At 58.6% G+C, this 19,737-nt stretch carries 17 protein-coding genes; 10 read left to right on the top strand and 7 right to left on the bottom strand.

The window, feature by feature from the left end; translation table 11 throughout:
• The first annotated feature begins 190 nt into the window (after positions 1-190).
• Positions 191-1,075, top strand: a complete 885-nt coding sequence (locus H9S92_RS15250; RefSeq protein ID WP_187467558.1) for a YicC/YloC family endoribonuclease — start codon at positions 191-193, stop codon at positions 1,073-1,075.
• The gene (gmk, locus tag H9S92_RS15245) at positions 1,065-1,646 is read left to right on the top strand and encodes a guanylate kinase (RefSeq protein WP_187467557.1); all 582 of its coding nucleotides are present in this window, start codon (positions 1,065-1,067) and stop codon (positions 1,644-1,646) included. Before H9S92_RS15250 ends, gmk begins: the two co-directional genes overlap by 11 nt.
• Positions 1,647-1,681: 35 nt before the next feature.
• Here the strand turns inward: gmk and H9S92_RS15240 are convergent, their stop codons facing one another.
• Both H9S92_RS15240 and H9S92_RS15235 read right to left on the bottom strand, forming a co-directional pair.
• Positions 1,682-2,434, bottom strand: a complete 753-nt coding sequence (locus H9S92_RS15240) for a LytR/AlgR family response regulator transcription factor (RefSeq protein WP_187467556.1) — start codon at positions 2,432-2,434, stop codon at positions 1,682-1,684.
• Positions 2,431-3,489 carry a sensor histidine kinase gene (locus H9S92_RS15235; RefSeq protein WP_187467555.1) on the bottom strand — a complete coding sequence of 353 codons (1,059 nt, stop codon included), beginning with the start codon at positions 3,487-3,489 and terminating at the stop codon, positions 2,431-2,433. Before H9S92_RS15235 ends, H9S92_RS15240 begins: the two co-directional genes overlap by 4 nt.
• 189 nt (positions 3,490-3,678) lie before the next feature.
• Here H9S92_RS15235 and H9S92_RS22030 point away from each other — a divergent pair, with 189 nt between their 5' ends.
• From H9S92_RS22030 to H9S92_RS15225, 3 genes are all read left to right on the top strand, one after another.
• A complete protein-coding gene (locus H9S92_RS22030; protein ID WP_222936129.1) occupies positions 3,679-3,906 on the top strand; it encodes a hypothetical protein in 228 nt (75 codons plus the stop codon).
• 28 nt (positions 3,907-3,934) lie between these two features.
• Positions 3,935-6,391 carry a TonB-dependent receptor domain-containing protein gene (locus tag H9S92_RS15230; protein ID WP_187467554.1) on the top strand — a complete coding sequence of 819 codons (2,457 nt, stop codon included), beginning with the start codon at positions 3,935-3,937 and terminating at the stop codon, positions 6,389-6,391.
• Positions 6,392-6,667: 276 nt separating this feature from the next.
• Positions 6,668-7,183 (top strand): PepSY domain-containing protein, encoded by a 516-nt coding sequence (locus H9S92_RS15225; RefSeq protein ID WP_187467553.1) that lies wholly within the window; start codon positions 6,668-6,670, stop codon positions 7,181-7,183.
• Between the two features lie 10 nt (positions 7,184-7,193).
• Here the strand turns inward: H9S92_RS15225 and cysM are convergent, their stop codons facing one another.
• The 4 genes from cysM to H9S92_RS15205 all read right to left on the bottom strand — a co-directional run bounded on the left by cysM (position 7,194) and on the right by H9S92_RS15205 (position 13,821).
• The gene (cysM, locus tag H9S92_RS15220) at positions 7,194-8,075 is read right to left on the bottom strand and encodes a cysteine synthase CysM (RefSeq protein ID WP_187467552.1); all 882 of its coding nucleotides are present in this window, start codon (positions 8,073-8,075) and stop codon (positions 7,194-7,196) included.
• 34 nt (positions 8,076-8,109) lie between these two features.
• Positions 8,110-9,519: a helix-hairpin-helix domain-containing protein gene (locus tag H9S92_RS15215; protein WP_187467551.1), complete on the bottom strand. Its 1,410-nt coding sequence runs from the start codon at positions 9,517-9,519 to the stop codon at positions 8,110-8,112.
• Between the two features lie 56 nt (positions 9,520-9,575).
• Positions 9,576-10,106, bottom strand: coding sequence for a DUF1761 domain-containing protein (locus H9S92_RS15210; protein ID WP_222936128.1), 531 nt, complete (start codon positions 10,104-10,106; stop codon positions 9,576-9,578).
• 82 nt (positions 10,107-10,188) lie between these two features.
• A complete protein-coding gene (locus H9S92_RS15205) occupies positions 10,189-13,821 on the bottom strand; it encodes a BamA/TamA family outer membrane protein (RefSeq protein WP_187467550.1) in 3,633 nt (1,210 codons plus the stop codon).
• A 521-nt stretch (positions 13,822-14,342) separates the two neighbouring features.
• On the opposite strand from H9S92_RS15205, the gene H9S92_RS15200 reads away from it, so the two are divergent.
• The 4 genes from H9S92_RS15200 to rplI all read left to right on the top strand — a co-directional run bounded on the left by H9S92_RS15200 (position 14,343) and on the right by rplI (position 16,729).
• Positions 14,343-15,158: an SDR family oxidoreductase gene (locus tag H9S92_RS15200; protein WP_187467549.1), complete on the top strand. Its 816-nt coding sequence runs from the start codon at positions 14,343-14,345 to the stop codon at positions 15,156-15,158.
• 171 nt (positions 15,159-15,329) lie between these two features.
• Positions 15,330-15,800 carry a 30S ribosomal protein S6 gene (gene rpsF / locus H9S92_RS15195; RefSeq protein WP_187467548.1) on the top strand — a complete coding sequence of 157 codons (471 nt, stop codon included), beginning with the start codon at positions 15,330-15,332 and terminating at the stop codon, positions 15,798-15,800.
• A gap of 85 nt (positions 15,801-15,885) precedes the next feature.
• Entirely contained in the window at positions 15,886-16,152 is a 267-nt protein-coding gene (rpsR, locus tag H9S92_RS15190; RefSeq protein WP_222936127.1) for a 30S ribosomal protein S18, read from the top strand.
• Between the two features lie 130 nt (positions 16,153-16,282).
• On the top strand, positions 16,283-16,729 hold the full coding sequence (gene rplI / locus H9S92_RS15185) for a 50S ribosomal protein L9 (RefSeq protein WP_187467547.1): 447 nt from the start codon (positions 16,283-16,285) through the stop codon (positions 16,727-16,729).
• 345 nt (positions 16,730-17,074) lie between these two features.
• Here the strand turns inward: rplI and H9S92_RS15180 are convergent, their stop codons facing one another.
• Positions 17,075-18,325, bottom strand: coding sequence for an ABC transporter permease (locus H9S92_RS15180; protein WP_187467546.1), 1,251 nt, complete (start codon positions 18,323-18,325; stop codon positions 17,075-17,077).
• A 323-nt stretch (positions 18,326-18,648) separates the two neighbouring features.
• On the opposite strand from H9S92_RS15180, the gene queA reads away from it, so the two are divergent.
• Positions 18,649-19,713 carry a tRNA preQ1(34) S-adenosylmethionine ribosyltransferase-isomerase QueA gene (queA, locus tag H9S92_RS15175; protein WP_187467545.1) on the top strand — a complete coding sequence of 355 codons (1,065 nt, stop codon included), beginning with the start codon at positions 18,649-18,651 and terminating at the stop codon, positions 19,711-19,713.
• The last annotated feature ends 24 nt before the right edge of the window (positions 19,714-19,737 follow it).

The raw sequence follows: 19,737 nt of genomic DNA, 5'->3' as shown, positions 1-19,737 counted from the left end.
GCGCCGAACGTCTCGAAGGGAGAAGGAGCGACTTTTCCTGCGCCAGTTTATAGTGCATAGTTCATAGTTCATAGTTCATAGTTCAGTAGTTCATAGTTCAGTAGCGGGCAGCCGCCTTTACCCCCTTCCTCCTTTACTCCCTTATTCCTTTACGCCCTTCCGCCTTTACTCCTTTCCTTATCTTTGCCCCATGCTCCTATCCATGACCGGCTACGGCCGCGCCACCCAAACCGTTAACGGTAAGACCTTTACCGTCGAAATTCGCTCGCTCAACAGCAAACAGAATGACCTGCGGATGCGCGCCAACCAGCAGCTCCACAAGTACGAAATGGAGCTGCGCCGGCTGGTGCTCGACGGGGCCAAGCGGGGTAAACTCGACATCAACGTGGAGATTACCGACGAAACCGGCGGCAGCGCCGTCAAAGTCAACGCCCCCTTGCTCAGCCGTCTGTACCGCGAGGTAGTGGCCCAAACCGGGCAGCTCGGCCTCGCCGCCGGCCACGCCGATGGCCTCTACGCCGCCCTGCTCCGCATCCCCGGCATCGTCGAAGGCGGCTCCGATCGCCTCTCCGACGCCGACTGGGAAAGCCTCAAAAGCACCACCGAAGCCTGCTTGCTGCACCTCGATGAGTACCGCCTCCAGGAAGGCGACGTCCTGGCCGCCGACCTCGCCAACAGCTGCCAGATCATCATGGACCTCCTCGGCGAAGTCGGGAAGTACGAAGAAGATCGCGTGCAATCCGTCCGCGACCGCATGGCCAAACACCTGCAGGATTTCCTCGGCCGCAGCAACGTCGATAAAAACCGCTACGAACAGGAAGTCCTCTTCTACCTCGAAAAAATGGACATCAACGAGGAGAAAGTCCGCCTGCGCCAAAATTGCGAGTATTTCCTCGAAATCCTGGGCAATGAAGACGCCGTAAAAGGCCGTAAGCTCAACTTCATCAGCCAGGAAATCGGCCGCGAGGTCAATACCCTCGGCGCCAAAGCCTACGCGCCCGAAATTCAGAAACTGGTGGTCAACATGAAAGAACATCTCGAGCAGATCAAAGAACAACTTGCCAATGTTGCCTGATGCCTCCACGGGTAAACTCCTGATTTTTACCGCGCCCTCGGGGGCTGGAAAGACGACCATCGTCCGCCACCTCCTGCGGCAATTTCCCGACCTGGCCTTCTCCGTTTCCGCCACCAACCGTCCCCGCCGCCCCGGCGAAGAACACGGCGTGGCCTACTACTTTCTGAGTACCGAAGATTTTCAGGAAAAAATTCGCCAGGGGGAGTTCGTGGAATACGAAGAAGTCTACCCGGGCCGCTACTACGGCACGCTGCGCAGCGAGTTAGAACGCCTCTGGAGCCAAGGGAAAACCATCGTCTTCGACATCGAAGTGAAAGGGGCCACCAACCTGAAACGGCTTTACCCCCACGGCAGCACCGCCGTTTTCGTCAATCCGCCCAGCCCGGAGATTCTCTTCCAGCGCCTGCGCGACCGCAGCACCGAGAGCGAGGCCGATCTCCACGCCCGCATCGTCCGCGCCGCCGAAGAGCTGACTTACCTCCACACTTTTGATCGGGTTTTGACCAACGACGACCTGCCCACCGCCCTGGCCGAAGCCGAGCGAATTGTCCGCGAAGTCCTTGGCGCCTGAGGCGATTGCACTGGCACCAAGCTGGTTTTGTTTCGCTACTTCAAGTGCCGGTCTTCGATGAATTGCCGGAATTCTTTGCGGTAGGTATTGCTGATGGGCAGTAGTTCATCGCCAATTTTCACCTCGTCGCGGTGCACCTCATCGAGCCACTTCACGGCCACAATGTAAGAATGGTGGATGCGGATAAAACGATCTGCGGGCAGCATCTCGGCCAGTTTTTTCAGGCTCTGCAACGTCGTCACCTTCCGGGCCGGCGTATGGATGCGCACGTAGTCTTTCAGGCCCTCGATGTACTGCACGTCATCGAAATTGACCCGGACGGATTTGGTGCCGTCCTTGACGAAAAGAAAATCGGCCGTGGTGTCGTTGGCGGGCGCGTCCGCAGGTGCCGGGGAAGCCGCAGGAGCTAAGGACGACGGGGCCAAGCGCTGCTGCGCCAGCTGGGTGATTTTCTCGACCGTCTTCAAAAAACGCTCGAAGGTGATGGGCTTGAGCAGGTAATCCGTTACGTCCAGTTCGTAGCCCTCAATCGCGTATTCCGAGTAGGCCGTGGTGAGCACGACGTAGGGCTTGCGCTGGAGGATTTTCAGGAGCGCGATGCCGGTTATTTCGGGCATTTGGACGTCCAGGAAAAGGACGTCCGGCGTAGTTTCTTTCAGAAATTCCAGCGCCGCCAGCGGGCTGCCCAAAGACTGTAATAGCTCCAGCGAGGCTACCTTATCCACGTACTGCTCCAGCAGGCGGCGGGCCATGGGTTCGTCTTCCACGATCAGGCAGGTGAGTTTCATACTAGGACGGGGCTTTTCTCCAGTTTCAGCGCCAGGTCTACCACGTAGCGCTCGGCATCGTCGCTGAATTTCAGTTGGTACTGGTTGGGGTAGCTCAGGTCGAGGCGGCGGCGTACGTTGCGCAGGCCGATGCCGGATTTTTCCAGGACCGCCTTGCCCGAGTCCTCCATTTTGCTGTTGGCCACGCGGTAGTAGCAGTAGCCCTCTTGGACGCTCAGGCTGACGGTGATCCAGGAACCCTCGGCGGTATTGCTTACCCCGTGCTTAAAGGCATTTTCCAGGAAGGTGATCAGGATGAGGGGGGTAATGGCGGCGTTGGCAACGTCGCCTTCCACTTCAAAGGTAATCGGCACTTCGTCGTTGAGCCGCAGCCGCTCCAGATCGAGGTAATTCTCGATGTACTCGATTTCTTTGGTCAGGGGCACCTTCGCATGGTTACTGTCGTAGAGCATGTAGCGCATCATGCCCGAAAGCTTGGCAATCACCTCCGGGGTGCGGGGAGACTGGTTGTAGGCCAGGTAGTAAAGGTTGTTCAGCGTATTGAACAGGAAATGGGGATTGATTTGGGCCTTGAGGAAACGAAGCTCCGACGTCAACTGCTGGTTTTCCAGGTCTTTGCGGCGGGCTTCCAGCTCGAAATAGTCCTCCACAAATTTCAAAAGGCCCACGAAGGCCGTGATCAGGAAGGCGCTCATGGCTACGTTCAGGCCAAAGCGCAGGGAGTAAACCCAGTTCTCCTGGTGGGTAAGCCCATCCACCAGATACTGTTTGCCCACCAGCATCAGGTAGGTCATTCCACCGAAGATGGGCAGGAAGGTCAGCAAAAAGCCCCGCACGTTTTGGTCTTTCAGCAGCTTGGGCAACAGGAGGAAGTAGGTGATGTAGCTGATGACGAGCAGCGACGAGATGTGGAAGAAAAAGTCGGGGACAATCTTCGACCAGTCGGGCTCGCCCTTGCGGCCGTAGCTGATCTGGTAAAAGAAAAAGGAGGCGTACACCAGCCAGAAAGCGGCGTGCAGTAAAACCTTGGTGTTGCGCGGAAATAAGCTGGCCATGGTGGAGCTTGAGTAGTCAGGTGGTGGAAGAGCTGGTCCGAAGGCTTCGATTTGCGGGCTGCCCGCAAAAGGCGGCCGAGCGGGAACAGTGAACAAGTGCTAAGGCCTGAGCGGGTCAGACGGACTCGAAATAATGGAGAACACAAAACTAGGTCCAATTCCTCCTGTTAGCATGGTGTATTCTACATTTTGGGTAAAAGCCTCGGCGATCGGGCCATTTCGGTCCATTTCTCAGGGATTGGGGCCTTTTTCCCGAATGGTCGATTGTTTTTCCCAGATGGTCTAATTGCCGCACGCGGCGTTCCCGGCGGGACTATTTTCGTACCACCAAATGAAAATGGCGAATTATCGATGACCTTCCAAGGGGTAAACTTCTTTATCCAACGTCGCCAGACTGTACTTTTTTTCTCCCAGTAGCCTCAGCCTCCTAACCTGCGAATTGCCCATGAAAACTTTAGCATCTTTACTCTTTTGTCTCTTTTTCAGCCTGACCCTTAGCGCCCAGAGCGGCCCCTCCGAATCGCTGGCCCCCAACACGGGTGGGCTCAGCGGGCAGCTGCTGGAGGAAAACACGGGCGAGCCCATCGGCTTTGCCAACGTTGCCATTTATAACGTTACGGGCGATCTGGTGGCCGGCACCACTTCCGATATCGACGGAACTTTTGTCATCAAAGACCTGCCCTACGGCGACTACCGCCTGGAGATGAGCTTCATCGGCTACGCCACCGAAGACCGGCAACTGGAACTTTCCGAAGCCAAGCGCTTTTTTGAGCTCGACGCCATCGCCCTCGGCCCCGACGGCCAGCAGCTGGAAGAAGTTATCGTCACTGCCGAACGCGCCGTGATGGAACTCGGCCTCGATCGCAAAGTCTTCAACGTAGAAAAAACCATCGCCGCTGCCGGGGGCTCCGCCGAAGACCTCCTGCGGCAGATCCCCAGCATCACCGTCGATCTCGAAGGCAACGTCAGCCTCCGCGGCAACGGCAACGTCCGCTTCCTCATCAATGGCCGGCCCAGCGGACTCACCGGTGCCAATCAGCAAACCTTCCTCCAGTCCCTCACCGCCGCTAACATCGAACGCATCGAAGTCATCACCAACCCCGGTGCCCGCTTCGACCCCGACGGCACGGGCGGCCTGATCAACATCGTCCTCAAAAACAAGACCGAAGACGGCTTCAACGCCACGGTCAACCTCAACGCCGGCACGAACAACAAATTCGACGGCAGCCTCGATGCCAACTGGCGCAAGGGCAAATTCAATACCACCTTCGGCATCAGTGGCCGCTCCGATGAACGCTTCTTCCGTGGCTACCGCGAACAGGAAGCCACCTTCGCCGATACTTCCTTCAGCCGCATCTTTACTTTCGATGGCAACCGCATGCGACAGTCTCAACTCCTCAAGCTGGGAACCGAATACGCCATCAACGATCGCTCCACCTTCCAGATCAGCGGCAACTACCAACTCAGCAGCGGCGACAACGGAAACCTCCGCACCACCACCTTCTTCGACGAAAACAACAACTCCGCCTTCACCAGCATCCGCACCGAGCGGGAGCCGAACGATGAGACCGACTACGAGATCCGCGCCAACTACCAAACGACCTTCCGGAAGGAGGGACGCCAACTCACCGGTGCCCTCCAGTTCAGCGACAGCAACGAGGAAGAAATCGAGAATTACCGCGAAGTATTCTCCACCCCCGAAGGCGTGGTATACGACGAGATCCTGCAAAACAGCCCCACCCTGAGCGGCCGTAAACAGTTTCTCGGCCAGCTCGACTACGAGCAGAAGATTGGCGAATTTAAGCTGGAAACCGGCTGGCGTTCTACCCTCCAACGCCTCGATAACCTCGGCATCTTCAACGAATTTGATGAGACGATCGGCGATTTTGTCAAAATTGACAGCAACAGCAACCGCTTTTTTTACGACGAAGACATCCACGCCCTTTACGCCACCTTCGGCGGTAAGGTGGATAAGCTCGTCTTCAGCGCCGGCCTGCGCGCGGAGCAGGCCTACACCACCAGCCGCCTGACGGAGCCCAACGTTGAGACTTTTGAAAACGACTACTTCAAGGTCTACCCCAGCGTCTTCCTGGGCTACGAAGTCGCCGAAGGAAGTACCATCCAGGCCAGCTACAGCCGCCGCGTCAACCGCCCCCGTTCCTGGGACCTGAACCCCTTCGTAGACCGTGGCGACCCCCTCAACCTGCGTACCGGTAATCCTTTCCTGCTGCCGGAACTGATTAATAGCTTCGAACTCAACCTGCAGCAGCGCTTCGGGGCCGGCACCTTCACCGGGGGCTTTTACTACCGCCAACTCAATGACCTCATTACCCGCGTTACCGAAACACTGCCGGGCGGCGTCAGCCTCGGTACCCGCGCCAACCTCGACCGGGGCCGCGACTACGGGGTAGAGGTTATCACGACCCTGCGGCCGTCCGAAAAGCTCGATTTTACCCTCTCCCTCAACGCCTACCGCAGCGAAATCGATGGTCAGCTCGCCGAGGGCACCGTCGATGCCAACGGCTACCTCTTCAATGGTCGCCTCCAGGGGGGCTACGAGCTGCCGTGGGACATCACCACCCAGTTCACCTACTTCTACCGCAGCCCCGGCATCACTCCCCAGGGCCGCATCCGCGCCATCCAGTCGCTCGACCTCGGCTTTCGCAAGCCCGTGCTCAATGACAAAGGCGCCATCACCCTGCGCGTATCCGACCTCTTCAACCAACGTCGCTTCCGCTTCACCACCGACGTGGGCGGGCTATTCACCGACAGCGAATTCCAGCGCGAAAGCCGCATCGTCTACCTCGGCTTCCAGTACAGCCTGCGCCAGGTGAAGCAAAAAGGCCGCGAGCGCCAGGGAGGTGACCGCGACCAAAACGGCGGCGGCGGCGACGATTTCTAGCATTGAAGCAGCCCGAGGGCGCGGCCGCAGGTGCAAGTCCCGGAATAAGGGAGCAGGGGAAGTAAATGCGCGCTGCCAGCATGCTCAGCCCCATCGTCCCCCCGCAGGGATGAGCACCAAAGAAAAGAATCTATCTGGACGTTGTCTAAATAAATTACTACTTACTTACCTTCGCGGGGCGGTTGGCGTTGCTGGCCGCCCCTTGCTCTTCATCCATTTCTTTTCACCTGCGGCCGCGCCCCTGGTGCTCTCCCCGCAAAACGTCAGCTTTTCACTATGACCCCCCAGCAACCTACCAGCCTGAAAATGCGCATCTGGCACCGTTATCTCGGCTTTTTTCTTTCTGGTATCATGGCCATTTACGCCATCAGCGGCATCGTGCTGATTTTCCGCCAGACCAACACTTTCAAGGTGGCCAACACCCAGGAAATGACCCTGGCCCCCAACCTGACGGCCGAGGCACTGGGCCAGGAATTGAAAATCCGCGACTTTAAGGTGGAATCAACGCAGGGCGATATCCTTACCTTCAAAGACGGCACTTACAACCAGGCCACGGGCGCTACTGTGCACACCAAGTACGCGCTGCCCTTTGTGCTCGATAAACTGACGCACCTGCACAAGGCGACCACCAAAGACACGCTCTTCTTCCTGAATATTTTCTTCGGCTTGTCCCTGTTTTTCTTCGTCGTTTCTGCTTTCTGGATGTACATGCCTTCCGGGCCCATCCTGCGCAAGGGCTTGCTGTTTGCCGCCGGCGGCGTGTTGCTGGCCTTAGTTATGCTCTTCGTTTAAGGGCGGTTTTTCAGGCGTATAGTCCGCTGGATAGGTAGCGGTCTCCCCGGTCGCAGATGATGCAGACGATGAGGCCTTCTTCCAGTTCGTCGGCCAATCTGATGGCGGCCGCCGTGCTGCCCCCGGAGCTTACGCCGGCGAATACCCCTGCCTCGCGGGCCAGGCGGCGCATCGTTTCCACGGCTTCGGCTTCGCTGACGTCGATCTTGCGGTGCACCACGCTGTCGTCGTAAATCTTGGGCAAAAACCCGGGGCTCCAACGGCGGATGCCGGGGATGTTGCTGCCGTCAGTGGGTTGTACGCCCACGATCTGGACGCGGTCTGACTGCTCGCGGAGGTAGCGCCCCGTTCCCGTGATGGTGCCGGTGGTACCCATGCTGGAAACGAAGTGCGTGAGTTCGCCCGCCGTGTCCCGCCAGATCTCTGGTCCGGTGGTCCGGTAGTGCGCCAGCCAGTTGTCGTCGTTGGCGAACTGATTGAGTTGCAGGTACTCTCCGGAGTCTTCCATTTCCTGGGCCAACTCCCGGCTGTACTCGATGGTGCGGGCCGCTGGGGTCAGGATCACTTCTGCCCCGTAGGCCCGCATGGCGTCGACCCGTTCTACCGTAGAATTGTCGGGCATGATCAGGGTAATGGGAATGCGCATCTTCGCGGCAATCATCGCCAGGGCAATCCCCGTATTCCCGCTGGTGGCTTCTACGATGGATTTTCCGCCGTCCAGATCCCCCCGTTCCCAGGCCCCCATCAGCATGCTGAGGGCGGCGCGGTCTTTGACGCTGCCGCCGGGGTTTTGTCCTTCCAGCTTACCAAAAAGTTGCACGGCGGGGTTATCCACCAGGTCGGATAGATCCACCAAAGGGGTATTGCCGACGAGAGAAAAGAGCGTTTGCATGGGGGAGATTTAGTGGGGTGGGAGAGCGTCCTGTTTACTCAAAAGAGAAGTAAGGGAGTAAACGGGGCAACTCTTCTTCTTTGATCAGGCGCAGCCGGCGCAGGTCTTCGGGTCCGTTGAAGCGACCGGCTTTTTCCCGGTTGTTGACGATGGAATTGGCCAGGTTCCGGTTGATGTAAGGATGGCGGGCAAGTTCCTCGTAAGTGGCCCTATTGATGGCCAAGGGCCGGGGTACGGGACTGGCCTTGAGATAAGGCGCGATGGCCTGAAAAGTTGAATCCGGTAGTCCGCGGGTGCTGGCTACCTGCTCTACCGAATAAAAGCCACCGAGTGCTTCGCGGAAGCGGACGATGCTCAGGGCCCGGTATCTCCCCACCCCGGGCAAGCTGCGCCAGGCCGTCGTGTCTGCCCGGTTAATATCCAGGGAACCCAGTGGGGGCGGCGGGCCTTTGGGTACGTAGCGGTCGGCTTCGGTGCCCGCAGGCAAGGCTACCAGCGGCAGCAGGCTTTCCACCAGCGTGGAATCCAGGGACTTCACCCGCCGCAGATCCGTTGCCCGGCGGAAGGTGACGGGGCGGCCAGCCCGGTAGCGGAGCAAAGACTCCGCCTGCCAGCGGGGAAAGCCCAGCAACTCCAGGCTATCGGCCGAAATGGTATTGGGATCGAAGCGAAAACGTTGCACGGGAACTGCTGTACTGCTGGGCGGGGCAATGACGGCCAGGCCAACGAGCCGCTCCTTATCGGCGTCGCTGAGGGTGTTCAGGCGGCGGATGTCTTCGGGACGGCGGAAGGTGGTAGCGCTGCGGCTGCGGTAGCGCACCCAGGCCGCCGCTTGCTTTTCACTGAGGCCCAGCCGCTGAAGGTCCTGGGCGCTGACGGTGTTGGGGTCAAAAGCAAAATTTTCTTCCCCGGGCCAGTTGCGCCCCCCGCTGCCGCCCTGGCCCGCAAACTCCAGCAGGGGAAGCAGCCGGGCTTTGTCGTCTTCGCTCAAAACGAAAAGTTTGGCTACGTCTTCCGGCCGCCGAAATGCATCCGGGCGGTTCCCCCGGAACTTGAGCCAGCTTTCCGCTTGTCGCTCGCTCAGGCCCAGCCGCAGCAATTCTTCCGCCGTCACGGTATTGGGATCAAAGCGGAAGGACTCCGGCGGAGGACGAAAATCCCGCGCGTCGGCCAGGGCCCGCGCGGCCCGTAGTTGCGCTGCTGCTTCAACGACCGGGTCATCCGGCACACCCGGCCCGGAAGTGCTCCGCCATCCCGCCAGGGCACCCAACAACAGGAGCAACGCAAACAGCCCCAGGCGCTGCTGCCGCGGTAAAACCAGGCTGAAGGCAGAAGAATGTTTCTGGATGGCAAAAACGTTTGGTGGCGGGGTATAAAGGTAGAAGGATTTTAGCGCAAATGGATCGGCAATATGAGTGTACTTGTCCCAAACAATTAGGAGCAAAGGGCCGGGGTAGTTCACCCGGTTCAGCTGAACCACCCCGACCCTTCAGCGATATGCTAAACCGGCGGCAGCGGCAGTTGCAGCCACTGGCAGAGTACACCCCCCATCAAGGTCAGGCAGAGGAACCAGTAACCCGTGTGGATGGCGATGTACTTCCAGCTTTTCCGTTCGAAGAGGCCGTTTATGGCGATGATGGGCCAAACGAACATCAGGGCAAACATCCCACCGTGCAGTGCACCGTGGCCGAAGTGACGGTGGCGGGCGTACATGTCCCATTTCGCGTGGAGCGCGTTGAGGTCGGCCCAGAGTGCACTGCCGGGGTCATTCCACTCGGGCAGCATCGCGAACAGGCCCGATAGCCCGAATTGGTGGATGACCACCATTTGCAGCGCCATGGTGATGAAGAAGCTAAAGAGGTAGGTAAGGCCGAAGATTTTGAGCATGCTGGCTCCGGCCAGCTGCTCTTCGGTAAGGCCCGCCTCCCGCATCCACGTGCGGTGGAACATGACGGGCCCGTAGTAAAGGAAGCCGATCGCCAGGGGGATGAGGGCTACCACGAAGACAAGCCAAAAGTTGAGTGGCATCATAAAAAAGGTGGTTTTGTTTGAGCGAAGCTACAAAAAGTTTTTAATGTTACTACATCTTCTATCTTTTTCTTTCCTTCACTCCCTAAAACCGGGTACCCGCCGACACTTGCAAAATGCCCTTTTCTTCCTTCGAGAAGCCCGCCGTAGCACTCAGGGTAAAGGAGCGGGAAACGGGAATAATGTACAGGCCAAAGCCCCGCGCCGTCTTAAATTCCGCTCCGCTTTCGCCGTGGGTAAGGATTTTCCCCCGGTCGAGGAACAAGCGCAAGCCCAACGCGAAGGGGACGACCCGGCTGCGGATGAGCGCAAAGGGCGTGCGAAACTCCACGTTGTAATGCAGGTAGCCATCGCCCACAAAGCGATTGCGTTCGTAGCCCCGCAGGCTGTAGTTGCGCCCCAGGGTGGGCAGTTCGTAGAAGGGGACGGTCCCTTGGCTGTTGGCGTAGCCCGTGCGCAGGCTCAGCGAAATCGGGAAGCGGCGGGTGCTGAAATGGATCTCGGCGGCCACCTTGCTGACGCCGAAGGCTCCGCCACCATCGGTGCGCCCCCATTTCTGGCTGGCCTCGAACAGGACGCCTTTGGAAGGCAACTTGGGGTGATCCCGCAAATCCAGCCGCAGCGCGGGGTAGAGGTAGGCGTAGCCCAGGGTACCGGTACCAAAAGGCGCATCGTCGGTGTCCAGAACGGTGTTTTCGGTGTTGATGGTCTCCGCATCCCGGTGCCCGGCCAGCAGGCTGAAGCTGCTCCGGCCAGCGAAGCTCCGCCGCAAGCCCCCTTCCATCGCGAGGGTTTGCAGGCGGATCAGGTAGAATTCGTTGCGCACCCGCTCGGGGTCTTTCACCGAGTTGTTCCCCAGGCCGTAAAAGAAGTTGTAGAAGTCGGGGCGGCCCAAATGACTATTAAACACCAGATCCAGCTTACCCAGCACTTCCCCGTATTCCGCATTCAGTTCCACGGCAAAGTTGCCCAGGGTGCTGCCCTCCACGTAGACCCGGTAGCGGGCGGCATAATCGCGACGGGTAAAATTGCGGCGGGTGTACACCAGCCCCACCCCCAGGCTGGCACCGTTGAAAGAGTTGTACCCCACCCCCACGGTCGGGGCCAGCGAATTGCGCTCCCTGGCCGTCCGGTCGTAATAATAAAGTTCATCGCGCCAGTTGCGGACAAAGCGGAGGCCCGGCCCAGCGTCCTCGTACTGTGCCTTGCTGTTTTCGTAGGCCAGCGCATTACGGCCCTTCCCGACCTCGCTGGCAAATTGGTCGCCACCAGGCCCGCCAATCAGCCTGATGCGGATGGGTCCGCCAGATCGCCCGGTCAACTGGAATTGGTCATCATCCCCCAGCCCGTAGATGCAGATTTCACGCGTCTCCCCCGGCACAAACTCCCGGTAGTACAGTGTTTTGCCTTCGCTTTTCCCCTTCAGGTCGATTGCCGTCACCGTCACCCGGCCATCTTCGGCAGTATGTACCTCAAACCGCTCCTCATCGTTGGTGCCCACCACGTCCACCCGTTCGGCGTACAGTCGGAAAAAAGCGTCGGCGTAGCTGCCCAGGTCATCACGGCGTTTTTTCAGTTTTGCCACCAGCTCGGGGCCGGAACTTTCGTAAGCCGCCGCTGGCATTTCCCGGACGGCCGCTTCAATGACGGAGTCGGTCAGGGCGGCCTGGATCGTGGCCGCCTCCCGCCGGTAATCTTCCCGCCCCATCGAACTCAGCAACAGGCGGTCGAGGTGCCTGGCTTCGTGGGAAAGGCTGCGGATGTCCGGACGGCCAAATCCGAAATTTTCCAATCCTGCCACGGCCCAACGCCGCGACACAATCCAGGGAAAAACACCATCCATGCGCGAAAAAGCATTGTCGCGGTCGCGGGGGATGGGCCGGACGTGCCTGACTGCCCCGACCTCGTAGAGCGCCCACTTCCAGTTGTCTTCCTGCCGGCTCCAGTCTCCGATCAACAAGTCGAAGAGCCTGGCCCGCAGGTACTCGCGGTAGTCGATCACCACTTCCTGGTCGTCAAAGCGCTCGCGGAAGAGTTCGTAACTTTTCAGGACTTTTTCGGCGTCAAAAACGCCGTCCTCCCGCTGTTTTTTTTCCTCTCCTTCCGGGCGGATTTCCAGGGTGCCCAGCATCCCCCCGAACTCGGCATTGAACTCCTGTAAAGCTGCTTGGGGGGGCAAGACAAACAGGCGGGGGTTGGCGTGGAGAATGCCGATTTCGGTCAGCAGAGGAGCCACCACCACCGCGCCGTAGGGGTGGCCGGAGCTCGTCTGGTCGCGCACGGTACTGCCAATGACGGTGTTGCGTATTTCGAAGTCGAGGGCCTTGCTGGGGTTTTTATCGACCGACCGAAAGACGAAGCCTTCGCCGCGTTCGTTACGCAGTTTAAGCGAGGTCGTCTGCCGTCCTCCCCCGATTTCGGTGGGGCGCAGCTGACCAAATTCCTGGGCCAGGTCCAGCGTGGGCACTTCCACGGGGACGGTCCAGGCGCGGCGGTAATGGGTACCCAGGAAGGTGCGGGCAAAGCCCGAGCGCGCGTACTGCTCCCCGGCTACCGTCGTGACCCGCGCGGGGAATGAATCCGGCAGGGCCTCCATGGCCTCCTCCTCCATACCGCAGGGTGGAAAGGCCGGGTTGATGGGTAAGGAATCATGGACAATCCCACAGGGGGCGTGGTAGATCGTCTTGCGCCAGGCCGGGGTTCCGTTGCTGGCCCGGTAGTAGGCGTAGCTGACTTCCCCATCCGCCGCAAAGTGGAGTTCGGTGTAACCCGGTTCTCGGCTGGTGTGGAGGGCTGGTTTGTGGCGGGCCACCCAGCGCCCCGGGCCGGCCGCGCCAGCGTTAAGGATGTAATTGTTGCGGAAACGCAACAGCTGCTGGCTGCGGTCTTGCGCGCCAATAAAGAAAAGGCCCGAGTAGTAGCCATTGAAATCGCGCAGCTTATCCCCGATTTCCGCAAAACGGGCGTTGGTGATCTCGTCGGGGGTGCCTACGTTCTGCCGCCAGGAAAGGCGGAAACTGCCGATGATGGGCGGCACCAGGTGGTCGCGGGTAGGGAAACTGCCGCCACGCCGCCCCTGAGACTTCGGAGGGTAATGGCCCGCGATCACAATGTTGCGGTCGCGGTTCTCTTCGATGGTGCTGGTGATTTCGTCCAGGGCAATGGACGTATCCGCAAAATCACAGTCGGCATCGGCGGGCACCGGCTTATCGTAGGGGTGGTTCCACCACTGGGTGTTGAGCAGCATCAGCAGCACGGTAGGGGAGAGGGGGATGACCTCCGGGCCGGGGCAGCCATTCGGCAGGGGCCAGTGTAGGTTGGTGAGCCCCTGGGCCAAAAAGTATTGCTCGAGGGCTTTGACGCAGTCCAGGCCGTTCACCCCGGATTGGTCCCAGTCGCGGTCACCGGGCACCAGGTAAAAGGCCACCTGCGGATGCCGTCGGGCCAGGTCCACCAGAGGTTCCAACGCCGCAAAGGGCCCACCCACGGTGCCGGGTAAAGACGTGGTGTTGCGCATCGCTGCAGTACATTCCAGGAGGTAATCGCCCGCAAAAAGCACGGCGGTTGGTCCTTCTTCCGCCGCAATGCGTTCGTGGAGGCTACGGAAAAAGCCGGGGCCCGCGTCGGCCGTATTGCCGGCAACGAGCAGGCGCACCTGGGCGGAAGCGAAATAGGGTAAAGCGAAAAGTAAGCTGAGCGAAAAAACGGCTTTGAACATAGCGTGTAAAGATACGGCCCAAGGGAGGTGGGCGTAACGTCAAATCAAGTGGCGGTCTTGCCCCGACGGAGCGACTATTTACCCAAAGACCATTTTTTAACGGGGTGTTCGCTCTACGGGGAAAAGGGAGAAAGGGCGGAAAGGAATAAGGGGGCGCGGTCGCAGGTGCAGGGAAAGGACGAGGAGAAAGCTTGTCAGATGCCTGCTCCGGATGTCTCGTCCGGTCCATTCCCCTGGCATGACGGAGGCCCGAAATTTGGCAGACCCGGATTTTGTAACACCCTCAAGGAACCCCCTACCAGCGACGCACTTAGACGAACAGTCTCGAACACTCCCCCTACCGGCGAAAAATTACCTTTTAGCCCATGACTTGCCATGCACCCACCAGCATTCACGCATTCATGCATTGCTCATTCAACTTCCCTGGCACCTGCGGCCGCGCCCAAATAAATTCGGGGACTTGTACGGTGTCCACTACCTTCGGCGCGTCCTATCGTTTTAAACCGAACGCGTATCCGCCGATGAAGAACCTTAGTGCAGACCTTACGGGCCAGGTGGCCGTTTTGACCGGCGGAGCGGGGGTATTGGGGATGGCCATGGCCCACGCTCTGGCGGCGGCTGGTGCCCGGGTGGCCCTGCTGAGCCGCAGCCGTGCGAAGCTGGAGGATGCAGCCAGCGCCCTCACCGCAGCTACTGGCCAGCCGGCCCTGGCGTTGGCGGGCGACGTCACCGACGAGGCCTCCCTGCGCGCAGCTTTGGCCGAGTTGCAGGCCACCTTCGGCCCTCCCACCATTCTGGTCAACGCCGCTGGTGGGAACCGCCCGGGGGCGACGGTAATGCCTACCGCCGATCTTTTTGCCACCGACCCGGCAGACTGGCGCGCCGTGATTGATCTTAACCTGATGGGGACTGTTTTGCCCAGCCTCATTTTCGGCGCCGCCATGACCGGGGGCGGCAGCATCGTCAACATCTCCAGTATGGCCGCCGACCGGCCGCTGACCCGGGTTGGAGGTTACTCGGCCAGCAAGGCCGCGATCGATAATTTCACCGGTTGGCTGGGGGCGGAACTCGCCCGCCGTTACGCCGGCCGCCTGCGCGTCAACGCCATCGCTCCCGGCTTTTTCATCGCCGAGCAAAACCGCCATTTACTGCTGAATCCCGACGGCAGCCCCACCGCCCGCGGGCAGCAGGTGCTCGACCAAACCCCCATGGGGCGCTTTGGCGAACCCGAAGAACTGGCCGGAGCACTGCTCTACCTCGTCTCAGATGCCGCCAGCTTCGTCACCGGAACCGTACTGCGCGTCGACGGGGGCTTCTCGAACTTCGCCGGCATGTAAGCCCCGGTTGGGAAAAGACATCATCCGCCCCAACCCCCTAAAATTTAACGGCCCGGCAAAGTTTCCTAGGATTCTCAGGAAAATACCTTATCTTTGCACCCCCTTAGCCAGGGCCCCGCGCCCCGGCTGGCATTTTCACTTATTCTTTAACCATCAGTACGACTGATCCATATGAGAAATTACGAGATCACTTTCATCGTAGATCCAGTGCTGTCGACCGAGGACATCAAGTCGACGGCTCAGACGTACGTAGACAACCTCCAGAAGGAGGGTTGCGAAATCGTTTACGTTGATGAAATGGGCCTGCGCACGCTGGCTTACGACATCAACAAGCGCAGCAACGGCGTCTACTACAGCGTCGAGTTCACTTCACCAGACGGTGCCTTTATCAATCCCTTCGAGCTGGCCCTGCGCCGCGACGAACGCATCCTGCGCTTCCTGACGGTGGCGCTCGATAAGTACGGCGTGCAGTACAATGCCGATAAGCGCGCCGGCAAAATTGGTAAAGCCAAACGCAAGAAGCAAGATAAGCTGGCCAAGAGCGAAGTTGCCGCACACGGTGTAAGCCGTAAGAAAGGCGATTCCCCCAGCCTCTCTGGCTACGCCTCCGGCGACGCCGAAAGCTTCAAGGAAGAAGAATAATGTAACGGCCACTGGCGGCCCGCCCGGTGTAAACCCAGCCCGCCCTGCCACGGCCATCCAAAACTAACCACTAAAAAGAATCATCATGGCTACTCGTGACGATATCAAGTTCCTCTCGAATCCTAAAATCGGAGGACGTAAGAAGAAGTACTGCCGTTTCAAGCGCTACGGCATCAAGTACATCGATTACAAAGATCCTGACTTCCTCCTCACCTTCGTGAACGAGCAAGGCAAGATCCTCCCCCGCCGCATCACCGGCAACAGCCTCAAGTTCCAGCGTAAGATCGGTACGGCCATCAAACGGGCCCGCCACCTCGCTATGCTGCCTTACCTGACGGACCTCCTCAAGTAAATCTGAAAAGCAGAAATGTCGCACCCGAAAGAATCCGGGGGCGACATTTCCACTTTCCTCCCCCTCCTTTTTTCCTAACCACTCACCGAACGGGGCACCGCCCCAAAAGGGTGGGACAACATAATTTACCGTGAACGTAATTATGCTGAAAGACGTCGATAAAGTCGGCGACAAGTACGAAGTAATCAAAGTGAAAGACGGTTTCGGCCGCAATTACCTCCTGCCCCGTGGGCTGGCCATCCTCGCCAATAAGTCCAACATGGGCCGCCTGAACGAAATGGTACGCCGCGAAGAGGCCCAGGAGCAAAAGCGTCTGGACGTCTACAAAGCCATCGTTGCCACCCTCGCTGGCAAGACCCTTACGGTGGGTGCCAAGGCGGGCACGAGCGGCCGCATCTTCGGCTCCATCACCGAACTTCAGGTGAAAAAGCACCTGCTCGACCAGTTCGGCGTTGAGATCGAGCGTAAGAAGATCCACCTGCCCGAGGAAGCCAAAGACCTGGGTACCTACACCCTGGTACTGAAACTGCACCCCGAGGTTACTCACGAAATGCCCATGGAAGTGGTACAGGAGTAATCCCGAACTGACTTTCCCGGATTCCGGCAAAAAAAGGCCGTTGCGAAACCATTCGCAACGGCCTTTTTTTAGTTCAGTAGTCTGGTAGTTCAGTAGTCTGGTAGTCTAGTAGTTCAGTAGTCTGGTAGTCTAGTAGTTCAGTAGTCTGGTAGTCTAGTAGTTCAGTAGTCTGGTAGCTCAGTAGTCTGGTAGTCTAGTAGTCTAGTAGTCTAGTAGTTCAGTAGTCTGGTAGTTTAGTAGTCAGTGGTTCACTATTGAACTATGAACTATGAACTATGAACTATGAACTATGAACTATGAACTATGAACTATGAACTATTGAACTATTGAACTATTGAACTAATCTCAACTCCGCATCGCCTCCACCGGGTCCATGGCCGCGGCCTGGCCGGCGGGTATAGCCCCGGCCAGTATCCCTACTACGGCGGAGAGGACTACCCCGAGAATAGCGTTCTTCGCGCTGAGGGTAATGGCGAAGGATTCGAAGGAGGTGTTGATGATGGAGGTGATGCCTACTACCAGCACCAGCCCCATCAGGCCACCGATGATGCAAAGGATGACCGATTCGGTCAGGAACTCCAGCAGGATGACGAACTGCCGCGCACCGAGGGCCTTTTTGACGCCGATCAGGCTGGTCCGCTCCTTCACTGATACGAACATGATGTTCGCTACGCTGATGGCCCCTACGATGATGGAGAAGCCGCCGATTAGCCAGCCCATCATATTGAGCACGCCGAAGAAACTGCCGAGGGCATCGGCCATCATGCTCAGTTCGTTCAGGGCAAAGTTGTCGCCCTCACGTGGGCGCAGCCGACGGTTGGAGCGGAGAATGCCGCGGATGTCGTCTTGCAACTGCTGGGTAGGTACGCCCTCTTTGGCCTTTACCCCAATGGTGCCGCCATACTGGTTGCGGTTCTTCAGGTTGATGAAGCGGGCCGCGTTGTTGTAAGTCACCATTATCGCGTCGTCGAAGTCAAGAGGATTGATCAGGTCGCCGCCCGCCGCTTCAAGTACCCCGATGACCTCGTATTTGCGGCCCCCCATCTTTACGGTTTTTCCTACCGGCTCCAGGGCTCCGAAGAGTTCATTGGAGATTGCGTGGCCGAGCAACATCTTGTCGGCGCCGCCGGTGTACTCCGCATTCGTCCAGTACCGGCCTTTTTCAATGGTGATGTTGAAGAGGCGGTCCATCTCGTAAGTCGTGACGAACAGGAAGCCTCCTTCGACGCTGTTGGACTGGTACTTCAGGGCCTTGGAGCCCGGCACGGTCCAGTAGGAAACGAGTGAAGCGGAGGGCATTTTTTCCTTCAGCGCTTCGTAATCGTCGTGGTCGGGGTAGGGGCGCTGGAAGAATTCCCACCAGTCGTTGCTGTTGTCTTTCCAGGGCCATTTATCGATGTACACCACATCGTCACCCAGTTTGGCGAGGCTGCCCGAGACGTTGTCTTCCAGGGAATCTACGGCCGAAAGCACCCCAATGATGCAAAAGATGCCGATCGAAATGCCCAGCAGCGAAAGGAAAGTGCGCAGTTTGTTGCCGGTGAGCTGAGACCAGGCCTGGCGGACGCTTTCGTTCAGAACTTTCAGGAATAACATAGTGGTAGCGGATTGGAGTGGGAGCTGCTGGGTGGTAGAGGAGCGCAGGATGTACTGGCCTGGGTGTAGTCTTTTCCCATCAGCACGTGCACAATACCAACCCTAAAGGTAAGGTGGCAAGGCTTGGCGCGGGCCCGGAATAGACTAATAGCCCGGTTTTTAAGACGAATCAGCGGCAGCACTCCATGGCGTAGTGGCCCACCAGGGCCTCACGCTCCGCAAAACTTGCCACCACCCCCATTTTTATCTTGCTATTGGTCGGTAAAAAAAGCCTACCTTTGCCCGCTGTTTAGCAAAAAACAAGCCCAAAATACGAATTGGTAATGAGGACCAAACTGTCGCAATTTAAGTTCGAACTGCCGGATAAGCTGATTGCCAAAACCCCCAGCAAGCGCCGGGACGATGGCCGCCTGATGGTCGTTCACCGGAGCACCGGCCTGATCGAGCACAAGATGTTTACCGATCTGCTGGACTATTTCGACGAGGGAGACACCCTGATCTTCAACAATACCAAGGTGTTCCCCGCCCGCCTCTACGGCCTCAAGGAAAAGACCCAGGCCAGAATCGAGGTCTTCCTCCTGCGGGAACTCAACGGACAGGCCCGCCTCTGGGATGTTCTCGTAGACCCCGCCCGCAAAATCCGGGTAGGCAACAAACTTTACTTCAACGACAAAAAAGGCGCTACCCGCCTGGTGGCTGAAGTCGTAGACAATACCACCAGCCGCGGCCGCACCATCCGTTTCCTCTTCGACGGCCCCAATGAGGAATTCCAAAAGGAACTCTACAGCCTCGGCAATACCCCCCTGCCCAAAATCTTTGACCGCGAAGCCGATGCCCGCGACGCCGAGCGCTACCAAACTGTTTTCGCCAGCGAAGTCGGTGCCGTTGCCGCCCCCACCGCCGGCCTGCACTTCAGCCGCGAAACGCTCATGCGCATGGAGCTCAAAGGCGTGAAAAAGGCCGAAATCACCCTCCACCTGGGCCTGGGTACCTTCCGCGACATCGAGGTGGAAGACCTTTCCAAGCACAAAATGGACGCCGAGTATTTCCGCGTTGACCGCGAAGCCGTCGCCATCGTCAACGCCACCAAAAAGGAAGGAGGAAAAGTTTGCTCCGTAGGCACCACCACCCTGCGCGCCATCGAAAACAGCGTCAGCGCCGAACGCCTGCTGGCCCCCAACGAAGGCTGGACCAACAAGTTCATCTTCCCGCCCTACGATTTCCACATCCCCGATAGCCTGCTCACCAACTTCCACATGCCCAAGAGCAGCCTGTTCATCACTACCTGCGCCTTCGGAGATGTGGAACTCATCCTGGAAGCCTACGAAGTAGCCCAGAAGGAAAAATACCGCTTCTACGCCTACGGAGACGCCATGCTGGTGCTCTGACCTACCCCACCGCCCGCTTTTTCC

Origin of the sequence: Neolewinella lacunae (assembly GCF_014349155.1) — a bacterium.
Classification (GTDB): domain Bacteria; phylum Bacteroidota; class Bacteroidia; order Chitinophagales; family Saprospiraceae; genus Neolewinella; species Neolewinella lacunae.
The sequence above is the reverse complement of the archived record's forward strand: the minus strand, read 5'-3'. Positions and strand labels throughout refer to the sequence as shown.